Here is a 15,738-nt window from a genome sequence, read left to right as displayed (position 1 = left end):
CATCGGCATGCGCACCCCCGCCGAGCACGAAGCCGCCTGGGCCCCCGACACCCACCGCCAGGAACAACTACAACCAGCCACCACCACATCCAGCTAAACCAGCCTCCACAAAACCCGGGGCTTGACAAGCTGTGGCGTGATGTTCTCGGTGCCGGATTCAACGTCGGTGAGCTGCTGGCCGTCGCCGCAGGGCTGGTCGCCGCCGGATTACTGGCGCTAACCGACGGTGTTCTGCGTGGGCTCCGCGCCACTCTTCCTTCCCCATCGTCTCCGGCCAGGCGAGGCCGCGGCCGGCACCGATGGTTCCCGACTCTGCGGCCGGTGGTGCTCAGCCGGCGCGGCATCGCGGCGACAGCCGCCCTTGTCCTTCTTCCGTCCGTTGTTCTTGCGGGCGCCACAGCGGTCCCGCGCTACGCCTGGAGCGCCCCGGTGCGCCAGAACGTTGCAGCCCCGCTCAGTGGCTCCGAGCTGCCGTCGTCTCCCAGTTCGCTCGGCTCCCAGACGAGCTGGAGCAAGGACATTGACGGACTGCTCGACGTCGTCGGAGGTGCGGCCGGGCCCGTCGTTCTGACCACCAGTGGCCTCATGGGTCTTGACCCGAACGACGGTTCCGTCCGCTGGTCCTATCACCGCGACGGCGCGATCTACGACGAGCTGGGCAGGAACAGCGTCGTGGACACAACCCTCGACAGGCACCTCATCACCAGCCCCGACAGGCGACATGTCGCCTTGCGAGTGCTCGGCCCCGGAACCGCCATCAATGGCGAACAATCGAGTTATTCCGATCGGGACCGGAATCGCTCACAACCGTATATCTCCCTGGTCGTCGACGCCGTCACCGGAAAGGTCACGAACGAGCATCTCAGCGCCGGCGGAGCGCTTCAGCTCACGGACAGCGCCCTGCTCGATGACACAACCGCCTACTCACTGGCCAACGACGCCAAGCTCTGGGACTTCCAGCAGCTAGGATTTCCTACGCCAAGCCTTGGCTCGGAGGCTCATATTGGGACTGCCGGCCATTCCTCCTTCCTCATTGATACCGACGGTCAGGGGAATCTGTCCCTTGCCCCACAGGCGCACCCCTCCAAGACCAGGCCGGTACCGAATCTGCTCTGCGATCAGTTCGGTCGCGTGGAAGTCGCCGACGGTTGGGTCGCCTACTTCGATGACAACACGTGGCCGAAGGCCACAACTAAGACCGAGGCCGGACAAGCCCATGCCGTGAACCTTGACGGTCTGGCCGGTGTCCCCGGATCAGAGACCCAGAGCTATGACCTGGGAACCACGCTGGGAGTCAACGCCATCGCTTCACGAGCCTCAGGAACACTGGCAATGCTGCCATCGAGCGCACCGACCGACGAGGGTAACCGCTTCCCGGAGTTCGATTCCCGTTGGGACGGGATCCCGTCGGTCGGACAAGTCTTCGATCCTCGCAGCAAGACCGTGGCACCCGCGCAGGAAGCCACTGGAATCGCGGGGATCGCCGTCGGTATCACCTCCCCCGCCATGGAGGAGAACCCCGGAGGGCAGATCACCGCCCGGACCCCCGACGGCCGCACGGCCTCCCTGCCCATCGCCCCTGGGACGACTTTCTACTCACCAGGGATCAGCGAGTACTCCAACGCTCAGCTCAACGACCTGGCAGTCGCTCACAGTAAGGACACCGCTCTGTCGGCGGTGAATGCTCCGGGGGCCACCCTCATCATTCTCAACACCGCTCCTCCTCGGGACGGACGGGCAAAGTATTACAGAATCCTCGGCATCACAGGGGGACACTGATGCACGATTTCACACACCGCACAGCCATTCTCCGGGGCCGATTCTTGGCTGCGCTCAACCGCCACAAAGGCTTATGCTGCGCCATTGTGTTGACACTCGCACTTTCCGCAACGTCGTGCGGTACGAGGAGCGAGACCAGCCCTCGCGAATCCCTCACCATCACCTCACGGACCATGCAGAACACTGACGAATTACTGTCAGTATCCACCCCCACCAACGGCGGAAGTTTTATCTCAACAGAACTCCGCAACAACACCCTGACGGTCGCAAGCAGCACGCCCAGGACCGATGCACCTCAGTGGGCTATCGACATCACCTTGTCCCACTCTCCCAACAGCGATATCTCCTGGGCCGACTTTTCAGAACGCGGCCTTATTGATCGACTGAGCTCGACGACTGCCGGTGCACTCGTCGTAAGCCCGAACGGAGACTACGTCTCCATCGCGATGCAGGTGGAACCGAAGCAGCAGAGCGAGTCAGAGCCACTGGATCGGTCACGCCGTGCGGATGCAGCACGCCAGCGCCGCGGTTACGTCATCGTCCTTGACGCCAAGACGGGGAAAACCGTTCTCACCCGAGAGGTCTCCGGATTCATCCTGGCTCAGGCTCTCACCAATGACCATCTCGCCGTCGAGACCGCCGAGGCCTACTTTCCCGCAGGAGCAGGAAAGGGAACCATCACCACCCTTCCACTCAACGACCCCTCCTCCCCCACGACGATCGCCACCGACCAGTGGCTCGTGGGAGCCGGCCAACGCTCGCTGCTCCTGTCACCGCAACCACTGTATTTCGAGATGTGTGACAACCCCTGCGGCCCCTTCATTCTGACCCGCATGGGGACAGACGGCACGGCGTTGGGCACCATCACGCATGCCGACAGGGTCTACCGCGGCGGCTGGGTCCAGAGGCACAAGGACTCCATTCCTGACGGCGAGGCAAGGGCCTATTCTGCACCGGCGGGTACAGAGGTGGTCGGGGTGGACACCGGAGCCGTCGTTGATATCAGCGGCGGTAGCGCTGACGAAAGAGGGGTACCCACTGGTCCGGGCCTGCTCATCAGCCAGACGAGCACCGACGAGAACGGCAATTCCGTCTCCACCCCAGTCTTCTGGCTCAGCGCCGCCGACGACGGCCACCCCCACACCGAGAACCTCGAACAGTTCAGCAACAAGTAGCACCCCACCTCCCCTCCCGAGGAAAGACAACCCGCTATGCCACCCACTCCCGACGTCAGCGCAGACGACCACACGTCCGACAGCACCCCCGACTCTGCCGACGTGATGTCCGCTGCATCCGAGCAGTCCCCGAACTCATCGGAATGCTCCACCGATGACGCCACCTCCGCCTCCGAGACGGCGCTCGCTCGACGTCGGCACCCCCGCATGCCCATGGAGCGCCGACGGGTCTGGTCGCGGCGCCTTGAGGGTTTCTTCTGGGCGCTGAGAGCCGGTTCGCTGCTCGCCGTCGTCGTGGCGGTCGGCCTCTACCTGGCGTGGCGCACTGATCTGACGATGCGGTGGGTGTTCCTCAAACTCGGCCTCACGCCGCTCGTTCCCGCCGTCGTCCTATGGGGAATCGGTATTCTCGCCTGGGGGGGAACCTGCTGAGTACTGGGTCGACTGGCAGCATCGGGCGAGGGCCTGCCGACGCATCATCATGCGGCTCGTACCCGTTGCCGGGGTGGTCGCCTTAGGCCTGTTCAGCGCCAAAGGCGCACTGGGCCTGTGGTACGCCACCTTCACGAGGCTGGACGCCAGCGCCGGTGAGTTGCTCACCTTCGCGATGGCGGCCCTGGGGCTGGGCGCCTTCTTCGCCTTCGACCTTCTCCAGCGCGTCACCCGATCGTTCTTCCCCGACGTCGCGCAGACCTCCACACACCCTCCACGGCATAGGGCCGACGGCCTCTCACGCCTCTTGCCGCCCCGCTTCCGGAGCGCTGGATCCTGGGGCTCACGTCTCGCTCTGATCACCGTCCTGGTGACCCCCTCCCTCGTCCTCAGCGGCAGCGCCTATCTCGCCTACGACTGGGACCGGTCGGAGCCCTATCCCGTCGCCGCCCCTGCCGTCCTGCCGAGCTACCCGGTTTCCCTCCCATCTGAGGCGACCTGGACCCACGACATCCACTCCGTGCTGGACGTCACTGCGGGAGCCGCTGGTCCTCTCGTGCTGACCGATGACAGCCTTCTCAGTCTGGACCCCTCCACCGGCAGAATCCGTTGGGAGTACGACCGCCAGGGCAAGAAGTTCGCCCAGCACGGGGTTGCTCTGGACGGCGTCCGGGGAGAACCGCCCTACCTCATCACTAGCCCGGACAGGCGTCACGTCGCCGTGACGCTCGGGGAGCTGGATTCCTCGGAGAAGAACTCCGACAACGATCTCGGTCTTGAGCCGGCCCTCACCATCGTCCTGGACACCGTGACCGGGCGCGTCACCAACGTGCACTTCAACGACGGTGTCGCCGTCCAGCTCACCGACTCCGTCCTCCTGGCCGGCAGTACCGTCTACTCATTGGCCGACGACTCCGTCCTGTGGAAGCTGAGCGACGTCGAGGCCGATTTCTCCCCGGCTACCTCTTCGGACCGCTCTCCGTACACGGGCACTGGCGGGCACGCCAGTCTCATGTTCATCGACACGATTGGCACAGGTGAACGTAACGGAACCGGCCGCATAACTCTCGTACCGGACACCAACCCCCGTGACGTCAGCCTCGCCATCCCGACCGCCTTCGCCCACGGGAGCCCGCTGGTCGTCGACGGCTGGACCATCACCTACACAGACATGGACCAGGACGAGCTCTCCTCTGCCGAATCGAGCTACATGAAGGCTCACAGTGCCCAGGCCGTCTCCCTCGACGCCCTGGCGAAGGTGCCCGGCGCCGACACCCGCACCTACGACCTGGGCCAGACCCTCGGCATCGCCCCGATGACGTCGCGGCTCTCCGGGAGGCTGGCCGTCCTGCCCGCCACTGCTCCCGTTTCCAGCACGCCGGAGAACAGACTCATCCCAAACTTATGGACGGATCAGTCCTTGGTCGCCACCACCTTCAACCCCCGGACACGTGCCGTACTGCCAGCCTCCCAGGACCCTGGGCTCGTCACCGCGGTCGGGATCACCCGGGCCGACGACGGACAGGGACGTATCAGCCTTCAGTCGGGAGACAAGTCGAACACCACTTCCATCCCGTTGGAGAACGGCACGGTCTCCTTCGTCCCAGGAGCAAGCGGCCACAACCCCGGACTCTTCGACTTCCCCGTGGACGGGTCGGGGCAGTCAACGATCAACCAGGGCAAGGACATCAGCGCGCTCAGCACGCCAGGGGTCACCGTCGTGCTGCTACGCCCCACCAACGAGAGCTGGACCACCGGCACACGCCTTCGTCTCTACGGACTGGTAGGAGCCTCGTCATGAGTCAGCGAGCCACTCGAGACCCCCAATGCACGTCTGCGCGCCGTCGACGTCGTTACTACGCCCGACTGCTCCTTGCCGCAGCTGTGCTGACCCTGCCGTTGAGCGCCTGTGGCGGTCAGCAGACCTTAGCCTCGGACCGGGCCACGGAGAAGGTCACCGTCAAGACCACCGAGCTCACCGCCGAGCAGGTCGCGCGCATCGAGGATGCCGGCAACACGGGCGCGGACGTCGAGTTCACCTCTCTTCCCGCCGAGAACAGCACCATCACGGTGCTCATCAACTGGGAGGAGAACCACCTCAAGCCCTCGGGAACCACCCTCGTCAGCCGGAACCGATCAGATGACGGCTTGAAGTGGGCAGTGACGATCACTCCAGCGAGTGCCTCCCTCAGTGCTCTGAGCGAGTCGGAGACCCCGCAGAGGAACCTCACAAGCCTGTTGCAGTCCCACGCCAGCGGACAGATCCTCGTCAGCCCCAACGGGCGCCGTATCTCCCTCATCCTCACACCGCACAAGGGAGACCTCAATGGCCGACTGGCCGAGCAGTACTCCTACGTCGTCGTCCTCGACGCCACCAGCGGCACGGTGGTGCGTACCGAGGAGCTCAACGGAGTGATCCTGGGACAGGGTCTGACAAATAACGCTCTGGCCGTCGAGACGGCCTACGACTACTTCCCCGGAGGCACCGGGCAGGGCCGGATCCACGTCTTCCCGCTGGATAATCCGTCTGCCACCTCTGCGAACTTCGACACCGATCAGTGGCTTGCGGGGGCCGGGACTGACTCGCTGCTGCTCTCGCCGCAGCCGCCCTACCCGTATGGACCCGAAAGCGCCTCCGGCCCATCGACGGTTACCCAGGTGGATACCTCCGGGAAGGTCCGCAGAACCATTGACGGAGTCGAAACCGTACACCCCGGCGGCTGGGTCACGCGGGTCAGCGACCCGGCGGCGGCCAACGCTCTGGCCAACCAGACGGCGGATAAGAACAAGGAGAAGGATGCCTCGATCAACGCCGCTCAGCAGAGCCTGACGCGGCAGGTCCTCAATGTCTCCACAGGTAGCAGTGTGGACGTCACTGGGGCGAACGTGAGTCAGGTGGAGGTGGAGAGCGGCCCCGGCCTGCTCATCAGCCAGACGACCACCGACGAGAACGGCAATTCCGTCTCCACCCCAGTCTTCTGGCTCAGCGCCGCCGACGATGGCCACCCCCACACCGAGAACCTCGAGCAGTTCACCAACAAGTAGCACCCCACCTCCCCTCCCGAGGAAAGACAACCCGCTATGCCACCCACTCCCAACGACAACACGGCCGACGTCACCTCCGACGACACCGCAGCCAGCACCGCCGACTCTCCCGAGCCCAGCTCCCAGCACGACGTCGCCCTCGAGAACCGCAGGCAGCGGCACCGGCGCATCATCGCGGCACTGCGCTCACTGCGCTTCGGCTGCCTCCTCGCCCTCATCGCAGCGACCATCCTCTACTTCACCTGCAGAAGCGGGATCACCAAGGTGGCGGGCAGTCTCCTCTCGCTGTCCTGGAAGGGCATGGCACTGACCGTGTTCCTCTGGGCCTGCGGTGTCGTTCTCTGGCCCGAGCCACGCCATGACCGTCCCGACTCGCGCAGCAGGCTCCTGGCCGCCATCCGGTCCTCACTCATGCTCCTGCCCGCAGCGCTGGTCCTGGTCTCCGCCGGGTACACCACGACCTCGGTCATCAGGCTCTGGAGAACCGTGTTCTCGACCTACACGGTCAACCTGGGGGAGGCCCTGGCCTACTCCGCTGGGATCGCGACCTTCGGTCTCCTACTGTCGACGGACGTTCTCCTGCGGGCCGCCCGAGCGACATTCGAGCCCTACGCCAGGCAGTCGCTCTACGGCTCCGACCCGATCTCCTCGCGACTGCTCGATCTCCGCGATGAGCTGCGCACACAGCCCTGGCGCTCGACCGCGCGAGCCCGCGGTCCCCGCGCCCTGCTCGCCCTGGTTCCCGTGATGGCGCTGGTCGCGTCCTTCACCGTGCCCTACATCGGTCATCCGTCGGCATCCCGTCGGCCCGTCATCGCGCAGACCACGGGCCCGTCCGTGAATGCCGACCAGCTGCCGGAGTATCCCTCCGGTTTCACCTCGCAGGCCATGTGGACCAAGAACCTGCCTCCGGAACAGAACGTCACCGCAGGCGCCGCCGGCCCCGTCATCCTCACACAGGACGGGGCCATCGGGCTCAACCCTCGCGATGGCGCAACCCTGTGGAGCTACCAGCGCAAGGGCTCGACCCTGTGGAGCTACCAGCACGAGGGCTCGGCAGCGGGAGGCGTCATACACAGCCCCGATGGCCGCTACATGGCGATGAGATTCACCGAGCCGGACGTCTACGCGTCACTGACCGATACGGACGGAAGGCTGGAGACCTCGATGCCGGCCTTCGCCACCGTCGTCCTCGATACGATCACTGGCGCCACGATCTTCGACTGGCGCGGAGACAGTCCCCTCCAGCTGACGGACTCGGCGGTCCTCTACGGCACCACCGCCTACTCGCTGACCGACCGCTCGAAGATGTGGGATCTTCGCGAGCTGACCATCAACGGCGCATCGGGCTCCAACGCCGCGCAGGCCGGATACTCCGGCACGGCCGGCCACTCAACCTTCATCCTCACGCTTCCCTCCGAGAAGCGTGATGTTCTCGCCCCACAGAACGATCCCACCACAACGCATGGGCTTCCTACGCTGACCCCGTGGTCATCCAGCACCGCCTCCAGCAGTGCCACAAACCCCGGTCCCGTCGTGATCGACGGCTGGGTCGTCGTCGACAAGCCAGGCGGAAAACAGGTCAAGCCCTCATGGCTCAAAGAGAAGCGACGAGATACAGAGGTCCAGGCGGTCAATCTCGATGGACTCGCCGGCATCCCCGGAGCAGATACTCGGGCCTACGAGCTCGGCATGACCTCCGAGGTCAATGAGACCGCCTCACGGCAGTCGGGAACCCTCGTGACCTTCCCGCCCCTGCCCGCGGAAGAACCGCCGAATTCCTCCCCATCGCCTCTTCCCCTGTGGGAGTCCTCCGGAACCGTGGGCAGCGTCTTCAATCCTCGGACGCTCACCGTGACGACGGCGGCACAGACACCGGGACTCGCCGCCGCCTCCGTCGGCGTCACCCAGGTGACCTCCGGTGAGACGATCGAGGGCCGGCTCACCGTCAAACCCGGGGACGGCTCGCCCGGCGCGTCAATCCCCCTGGCGCCGGGGACAACGTTCTCGCCACCGGGAGACAGGCTCTACAACCCTCAGCTCAAGGACCTGGCGCTCGCAGACGGCAAGCATGATGACAATCTCGTCACCGCTGTCGCCACTCCCGGCGCCACCATCATCATGCTTCAGACAGGAACTCGGTTCTCCGGCACCTCTCGCATCTACGCAGTAGGAGGAGAAGCGCGATGATACACCGCACGAAGCACACGAAAAAGCACGCCGCAATTCCCGGGAAGCCCCATCACCGCACCGGTTCGGCGGCAAGTCGTGCCACTCGATCCCTGGTGGCAGCGCTCCTCGTCTCACTCCCGCTATCCGCCTGCGGATCCTCAGCCCCAAAGCCTGCCGCGACCACGCCGTCGGCGGGGCTCTCTGTCACGCCACTCAGCCCTCACGAGGTGGAGTCCGAGCGGAACCACTTCGATATCATCGATGTTGGCGACCTACCTACCCGCTATGGGACCGTCAGGGTGGACAACTCGCAGGTCTCATCCGATGTCAAGTCGGAGCGCTCAGGAGTCGTCACCAGCTACAAACCGGGCAGCACGGGGTACAAACCGGATATCAAGGGCATGCAGTGGGCAAGCCGCATCGAACCCGCGGTATTCGATCACGAGTACCGGTACAGCAGTGATGACTGGGCAACCACTCAAAAGAGCGCGTTCCGTCTTCTCGATCAGAAGTCCTCCGGCGTGGGCGTCGTCAGTCCCGACGGGCAGCACATCTCGCTCATTCTCCAACCGCACCGGACAGCTCACGACGACGACTTCTCGGCCCAGCGCACCTACGTCGTCGTCCTCAGTGCCGAGACAGGGAAGATCGAAGGATCGGTAGAGGTCTCCGGGCTGATCCTGGGGCGGGTCCTCACCAATGACAGCCTGGCAATCCAGACCGCCCGGAACTACTACCCGGGAGCCGATGGCCAGGGCGTCATCTCCGTCTTCCCGCTGAGCAACCTCACGGCGACGCCATCGACCATCCCCACCGACCACTGGCTCGTCGGGTCCTCCCGCGACTCACTCCTGCTGTCCCCGCAGTCACCAAGCGCCGGAAGCGACGGGATCACCCCGTCGTTCCGCCCGTTCACCGTGACCCAGATGGGCACGGACGGGAAGGTGCGAGGCACCGTCACCGGCGTTAACCGGATCTACCCCGGCGGATGGCTCGAACGCTTCCACGACCCCGCCGCCGCAGCCGCCCTGGCCCCGACCATCGGCGGAAAGGACGACGACCAGACGCGCGCCGTCTGGAACGCCCTGTCCACCGAGATCGTCGATCTGAACTCCGGAGCGACGCACGACCTCACGGGAGCAAGGGCCACCCCAACGCGTGTTCCCAGCGGACCGGGCCTGCTCATCAGCGAGACGACCGTCGATGACAAGGGATACAAGAACGCGTCCACCCCGCGCTTCTGGCTCAGCGCCGACGACGACGGCCACCCCCACACCGAGGACCTCGAGCAGTTCACCGACAAGTAGGCAGCCAAGGAGCGCAGCACCCATGAGCGATCAGCAGAACGACTCGCCCCCGCCGGCCCGACGAGGCGCGCGGAGGATCCTGCGCGCTCTGCGAGCCCTCCGCCTCGGCCTGGTGCTGGCGGTAGGCGCCCTGGCCGTGCTCTTCGTCCGCCAGAGCGAGCTGTTGGATCCCGGGCAGGCGATGAAGGCGATCGGCGGATTCCTGGGAGGCCTCGCCCTGCTCATGTGGGTGGCCGGCTACTTCAAGTGGAAGGAGCTCGTGCGCATACCGCTGAAGAGCTACCCCACCTCCCCGCGAGCGCTCGTCAAGAAGACGGTGCTCTTCCAGCCGCTGTGTTTTCTGGCGCTCTCGGGTGGCTTCGCCGCCGTCACTCTTCGACTGTGGTACGTCCAGCTCCGGCACACCTCAGTCAGTATCGGCCAGCTGCTCGTCCTCGCCATCGGTGTGCTGAGCCTAGGCCTGCTGGCGGCAACGGATCTCCTGGTCCGCGCCACCCGCGCCACCTACTTCCCGCCTCCGGGCAAACAGCGCCTTCGCGAGAGGATCCGCGGTCTCGGCACGAGTCGACTACCCAGGCCATCCTGGCGCTCCGTCCTCGGCGCGACTGTCCTCGTGCTGATCCCGCCGGTCGTCCTGGGCTCAGCGGTCTGCGTCCCCCACCTGGTCTGGGGGCGGGTCACTCCATCCACCGCCGCGGATCTCGACGCCTCCGATCTTCCGGCACTGCCCCGGTCCTTCGCCTCGACGGCGGCCTGGTCCCGGGACGTCCACGGCATGGGGGAGGTGGTGACCGGCGCGGCAGGACCGGTGGTCCTCAGCAGTGACGGCGTCGTCGGCCTCAATCCGGCCGACGGCTCGATCCGCTGGTCCTATCCGCGCAAGCACGCTCGCTTCCTCCGGAGCATCCCGAGTCCGGACCGGCGACACCTCGCGGTGACTCTGGATGCCACCGACGGCGAGGAGCCGGAAGGCATGCGCGTCGCCTCCTTGGTGGTGGTCCTGGACACGGTGACCGGGCGCATCACGTATGAGGGGTTCGCTCAGGACGGGGCTCTTCAGCTCACCGACTCCGTCCTGCTCAACGGCACGACCGGCTACTCGCTCACCGACGGCTCCCGACTGTGGTCCATCAGTGAGGAGGAGGTCTCCTACGCAGGCGATGACGCACCCTACCGGGGAACCGCCGGCCACTCCGTCTTCATCCTTCGGGGCACACCACGACGCGTCACCGGAGAGGCTTCCTCGGACGGCGTGTACGGGACCTACACGCTCATGCCGGACACCGCCACCTCCGTACGCCGCCAGAGCGCGCCGATCCTCACCGACGGTCGAGGCGAGCCGGTCGTCGTCGGCGGGTGGGTGGCCGCCTTCAACGAGACTCCGACGCCGATCGACGAGCGCACCTCCCCCACGGGCTGGGCGGCGCAGGCCGTCAGTCTGGACGCCATGGCCGGCGCCGACGGCGCCGACACCACCACCTATGACCTGGGGCTGACCTCCGGGGCGAACGCCATCGTCTCCTACGCCACCGGCACACTGACGACCCTGCCTCGGCGAGCGGTGGGCGAGTCGGTCGACGGAACGCCGAACACTCCCCAGGACCTTGAGGGCGGCACAGGTATCGCCGCGATCTTCGACCCCCAGACACGCACCGTCTCCACCTCGGCGCAGGAGGCCGGGGTCCTCTTCTCCGCCAGCCTCGCCCGCGACGAGACCAGTGGCGGGGGCGTCCTCAGCGTCAGCAGCGGGGAGAGCACCCCGGCCACGGTGGCCGTGCCCGCAGGATCCACCTATTACCCGAGTGGATTCTGGACCAGTGATGATCCTTCGCAGTTATCCAGGCCGATTCTCACCACGCTGAGCACGCCGGGAACGACTCTCGTCATCCTCATGACCGGCCCGGACAAGGGCTCCCAATCCTTCCGCATCTTCGGTATCTCAGGAGCCTCATCATGACCCGGACACCGCCCCGCTGCCACAGCCGCATTCCTCGCCGGACCGCCCTGCGTCGTCGTCATGCCATCGGTTCGGCCCTCGCCGTGATGGTCCTGCTTGCCGGAGCCCTCGGCGCCTGCAGCCAGGATCCTTCCCAGTTCCGGCAGGTCGAGACCACCGCGCTGAGCGCCTCCCAGGTCGCGGAACGCACCGCGGAGGCTCCCACCAGTGCTGACAGGGGCTCCTTGCCCGTCGGAGAGGACTACATCCACGTCTCCGCCCCGGAGCTGACGCAGAAGGAGCGGGAGAAACGCAGCGGGCGGGACCAGACGGGGCCGGACAGCTCCATCGTCGCCAGGTACCGCGCCTCGGACAACTCGGTGCTGTGGGCGCGCGAGGTCACGCCCGCCGTCGCACGGACAGGTGAGGACAGCGACAACACGTCTCCCCAGGAGGTTGCCAGTGATCTGCTCTCCTGGAAGCCGGCCGGATCCGCCGTCGTCAGCCCCGATGGCCGTTACCTCTCCCTCGTGCTCCGCCCGCCGCAGATGAGGCCGAACTCCGATTCGGAGGACGGAGGCAGGCCTCTCGACGTCGCCGCGCAACGCACCCACATCGTCGTCCTCGATGCCGCAAGCGGCGAGACGGTCCGGACGGTGGAGGTCTCCGGGCTCATCCTGGGACAGGTGCTCGTCAACGACGCGCTGGCCGTGGAGACTGCCGAGCACTACTACCCCGCAGGCGACGGGAACGGGAAAGTCGCCGTCTACTCGCTGACCGACACCGCCGCGGGCCCCACCTCCTTCTCCTCCGACCAGTGGCTCATCGGGGTCGACGACGGCGCCCTGCTCCTGTCCCCGCAGTCACTGGCCGCTGATCCGTACGACGACAAGCCGGTGACGCTCACCCGCGTGGACACTCGAGGCCAGAGCCTCGGAACCATCGACGGCGTCACCGCTGACGGATTCAAGGGCTGGCAGCGGCCAGGGCAGTAGCCTCACGATGGGGTATTCTCCCCGGGCTCGAGCAGGCGAAAAACTGACAAACACCAGGCACAGTCACGGGCGGCTCACCACAATAGGTTCATGCCGTCCGCACCCGACGCCGAACAGGTCGACTCTGACCAGCCACGTGACAACACGCCCCAGGAACCCGACAAAGGCGACACCGAGAACAACTCCGACGCCGAACGCCCCGCAACCGGCGCCGGCGACGACCAGCCCTTCCCACCACGCGGCACCTTGACACTGCGTGCCCTTCGCTGGGGCGGGCTCATCGCCGCCGTAGTCCTCGGTGTGGCTGCGTTCTTGCTACGCCAACGACTCAACGCCGTTGGCGATCTCGTTCCGGATGAGGTTGAGGGGCTGGCCGGTTTCATGATTCTCGGAGGAATCGTGCTGTGGCCGTTCCTCAACTTCAGGGGGAAGCCCCACCCCATCTGGGTGACGATCATGACGACCACGATGGCGACTTTGGGCATCGCAGCATCCATATCCCTGACAACGGCATGGTGGACGACCTACCAGAGCACCGGATTCTCCGTCCTGTTCCTCCTGGCCCTGGCGGCGGCGATCCTCGCGGCCGCGCTTTTCCTGAGCGTCGGGCCGCTGCTGCACTTCGTGCGCACGACCACCACAGCACGTATCGGCGATCCCGACGACCCGAGCCGCTGGGCCAGCCTCCAGTGGAAAACGGGCGAGAAGACCGACAAGGGCCGTCCCCAGTACGAGCGCATTCGGGTACCTCGACGTACGCGTGCCTGCCTCACGGCCATAGTCATCGCCCCTGCGCTGACGCTCGGTTCCGCCCTCGCTGGAACATGGGCACTTGTCAACCCAGTCCACCATGTCATTGCCAAGACCCCCGCCGACCCATCGCTGGCGCCTCCCACGTCGCTAGCGCCGACGGCCGCCTGGAGCAAGGAGATCTCCTCGTCCAAGTTGACAACCGTTGCGGGCGCTGGCGGCCCCATCGTCCTCACTGACGACGGCGTCATGGCACTGAACCCCAAGGACGGCAGCCTCCTGTGGAGCTACAACCGCAAGCAGGCGAAGTACGATTACAATACTCCTCCTTCTACCACCAGCCCACTGATCACCAGCCCAAACGGAAAGTACGTCGCACTAAGAATTCTGCTACCTGATTTCGCAGAATCAGCCAACAAAACCTTGGTTTTTGACACCCTCACGGGCAAGATTGTTTTCGAGAACATGAGTACCACTGGCCCCCTTCAGTTGACGGACTCCGCCATACTTGACAACCAGTCCGCCTTCTCACTTGTCGACGGGAAGAAACTCTGGACTATTTCAGACCACGACAGCACCAACTACTCTGGAACGGCCGGTCATGCATCATTCATTCTGCACATTTACGGTGACGAGCAACGCGAGGTCGACTCCCCCCACTCGTACAAGTCAGTGACCACCCTTCAGGTCACTCCACAGGAGGACCTCTCGGCTGCTGTGGATGTCGAAGATGCGCTTGCAAATCCTCCCGATAACCTCGACATCCATAATGACCTCGTCAAACCTGGCGCTTTCGTGAAGGGATGGGCTGCACGCTACACCGGCGAGGTCGATCAGTCCGGCAACCCCATGGCCGAGGCGATCAGCCTGGACGCACTGGCCAAGGTCGACGGCGCCAACACGAAAACATTCCCACTAGGGGCCACTTCTGGGATCAACACAGCCGCATCCGTGAGCTCTGAAAGCATCACCACCTACGTCCCCATCAGAATGGACAGGGATCCTCAAGACTCCCCAAGGGAACCACGTATGGAGAAGGTATTCGACCCATACACCCTCACCGTCACCTCAGTCTCTCAGTACCCAGGCTTCGCCGGCTCACCGGCCGAGATCATCAACATACCGGCGGATGATGGCTCACTGTCAGCCGCCATCATGGTTCGTTCTGGTGAAGACTCTACCAGAACCATGATTCCCATTACACCCGGCTCCACGCACCTTCCGCCCAGCCTACTGGCGAGCACCTCTCGATACGACTCCACCAAACGACCGAGAGCGACGAGAACTCCTGGCGCCGTCATCGCCACATTCGATGCCACGAGCGAGGTCGATTGCGCTGTCGAGGGATACGATCAGAACGAGCAATGCGTGCACACATTTCGGATATTCGGGATCACGGGGGACCAAAAATGAGAACCCCATTAACTCAAGCTCACTATGATCGCTCTCCGCATGTCCGCATAATGGCTGTAGCCACAACCGTTTTCCTGACCCTCTCGATAGCTTCGTGCAACGTAGGCGCACACGAGCAAGAGCCAGCCATCACCTCCCTTGCCGCCCCGTCAGTGGAGGACCTCAAGAAAGGCGTTTCACCGCAGGAACTGGATGATGCATCACTTGAGATACTGTCGGCCAAAGGAAGAACGCTCCTCATCAGCACTAGTCGCAGCACTGGCACCGCCACCAATGAATCGGATGCCGAGGCGACCAGGATCGTCAGCCGAGATCCCTCAACCAACCAATTCCAGTGGGCCATTTCCATCAAACCATCAGCCGCTAACCACCAGATGCTGAACAGCATAGAGGATTCGGAAGACGGATACGACTCGACACTGAGTCAATCTCATTCAGGCGATATCATCGTCAGCCCGGACGGCCGTTATGTGTCTCTGGTCCTGAAACCAGATGAGCCGCAAAGAGGGAAACCGAGGAATAACCAGCACACGTACGTCGTCATCCTCGACACGCAGACCGGAAAAGTTGTGCGAACCGCCGAGGTCTGGAGTGCGTGGTGTTTCTCGGACAGGGGGAGTTTTTCTTCCCGTGAGTCGATAGGATGGAGACCATGCCAGCAGCGAAATACTCAGAGGAGTTCAAGGCCCAGGTCGTGCGTGAGGTCATTGAGAAGGACCGCACGATCGCCTCGG

10 protein-coding genes are annotated in these 15,738 nt (G+C 64.8%); all 10 read left to right on the top strand.

All coding sequences use genetic code 11. The annotated features are described in order from the left end of the window. Nucleotides 1-429 precede the first annotated feature (429 nt). The 10 genes from HCR68_RS13185 (at nucleotide 430) to HCR68_RS13145 (ending at nucleotide 15,004) form a co-directional block, all read left to right on the top strand. Nucleotides 430-1,779, top strand: coding sequence for a hypothetical protein (locus tag HCR68_RS13185; protein ID WP_167150217.1), 1,350 nt, complete (start codon nucleotides 430-432; stop codon nucleotides 1,777-1,779). A gap of 173 nt (nucleotides 1,780-1,952) precedes the next feature. After that, entirely contained in the window at nucleotides 1,953-2,954 is a 1,002-nt protein-coding gene (locus HCR68_RS13180) for a hypothetical protein (protein ID WP_167150215.1), read from the top strand. A 36-nt stretch (nucleotides 2,955-2,990) separates the two neighbouring features. Next, nucleotides 2,991-3,386 carry a hypothetical protein gene (locus tag HCR68_RS14020; RefSeq protein ID WP_208320619.1) on the top strand — a complete coding sequence of 132 codons (396 nt, stop codon included), beginning with the start codon at nucleotides 2,991-2,993 and terminating at the stop codon, nucleotides 3,384-3,386. 49 nt (nucleotides 3,387-3,435) lie between these two features. Then, nucleotides 3,436-5,187 (top strand): hypothetical protein, encoded by a 1,752-nt coding sequence (locus HCR68_RS13175; protein ID WP_208320620.1) that lies wholly within the window; start codon nucleotides 3,436-3,438, stop codon nucleotides 5,185-5,187. Beyond that, nucleotides 5,184-6,431 (top strand): hypothetical protein, encoded by a 1,248-nt coding sequence (locus HCR68_RS13170; protein WP_243859128.1) that lies wholly within the window; start codon nucleotides 5,184-5,186, stop codon nucleotides 6,429-6,431. The genes HCR68_RS13175 and HCR68_RS13170 overlap by 4 nt, the downstream gene beginning before the upstream one ends. Nucleotides 6,432-6,467: 36 nt before the next feature. Next, the gene (locus tag HCR68_RS13165; protein WP_167150213.1) at nucleotides 6,468-8,621 is read left to right on the top strand and encodes a hypothetical protein; all 2,154 of its coding nucleotides are present in this window, start codon (nucleotides 6,468-6,470) and stop codon (nucleotides 8,619-8,621) included. A 281-nt stretch (nucleotides 8,622-8,902) separates the two neighbouring features. Then, a complete protein-coding gene (locus HCR68_RS13160; RefSeq protein WP_243859127.1) occupies nucleotides 8,903-9,910 on the top strand; it encodes a hypothetical protein in 1,008 nt (335 codons plus the stop codon). Nucleotides 9,911-9,932: 22 nt separating this feature from the next. Further along, nucleotides 9,933-11,867: a hypothetical protein gene (locus tag HCR68_RS13155; RefSeq protein WP_167150209.1), complete on the top strand. Its 1,935-nt coding sequence runs from the start codon at nucleotides 9,933-9,935 to the stop codon at nucleotides 11,865-11,867. Continuing rightward, nucleotides 11,864-12,841, top strand: coding sequence for a hypothetical protein (locus tag HCR68_RS13150; protein ID WP_167150207.1), 978 nt, complete (start codon nucleotides 11,864-11,866; stop codon nucleotides 12,839-12,841). The genes HCR68_RS13155 and HCR68_RS13150 overlap by 4 nt, the downstream gene beginning before the upstream one ends. Before the next feature lie 90 nt (nucleotides 12,842-12,931). Then, nucleotides 12,932-15,004, top strand: coding sequence for an MFS transporter (locus HCR68_RS13145; protein WP_167150205.1), 2,073 nt, complete (start codon nucleotides 12,932-12,934; stop codon nucleotides 15,002-15,004). Nucleotides 15,005-15,738: the final 734 nt, after the last annotated feature.

The sequence above is a fragment of the Actinomyces sp. ZJ308 genome, assembly GCF_011752065.1.
Taxonomy (GTDB): Bacteria; Actinomycetota; Actinomycetes; order Actinomycetales; family Actinomycetaceae; genus Actinomyces.
This window is presented reverse-complemented; position numbering and strand designations above follow the sequence as displayed.

Coding starts and splice junctions, on each gene's coding strand:
- HCR68_RS13145 (WP_167150205.1), top strand. CDS start 12,932: ATGCCGTCCGCACCCGACGCCGAACAGGTCGACTCTGACCAGCCACGT.
- HCR68_RS13175 (WP_208320620.1), top strand. CDS start 3,436: ATGCGGCTCGTACCCGTTGCCGGGGTGGTCGCCTTAGGCCTGTTCAGC.
- HCR68_RS14020 (WP_208320619.1), top strand. CDS start 2,991: ATGCCACCCACTCCCGACGTCAGCGCAGACGACCACACGTCCGACAGC.
- HCR68_RS13170 (WP_243859128.1), top strand. CDS start 5,184: ATGAGTCAGCGAGCCACTCGAGACCCCCAATGCACGTCTGCGCGCCGT.
- HCR68_RS13165 (WP_167150213.1), top strand. CDS start 6,468: ATGCCACCCACTCCCAACGACAACACGGCCGACGTCACCTCCGACGAC.
- HCR68_RS13180 (WP_167150215.1), top strand. CDS start 1,953: ATGCAGAACACTGACGAATTACTGTCAGTATCCACCCCCACCAACGGC.
- HCR68_RS13155 (WP_167150209.1), top strand. CDS start 9,933: ATGAGCGATCAGCAGAACGACTCGCCCCCGCCGGCCCGACGAGGCGCG.
- HCR68_RS13150 (WP_167150207.1), top strand. CDS start 11,864: ATGACCCGGACACCGCCCCGCTGCCACAGCCGCATTCCTCGCCGGACC.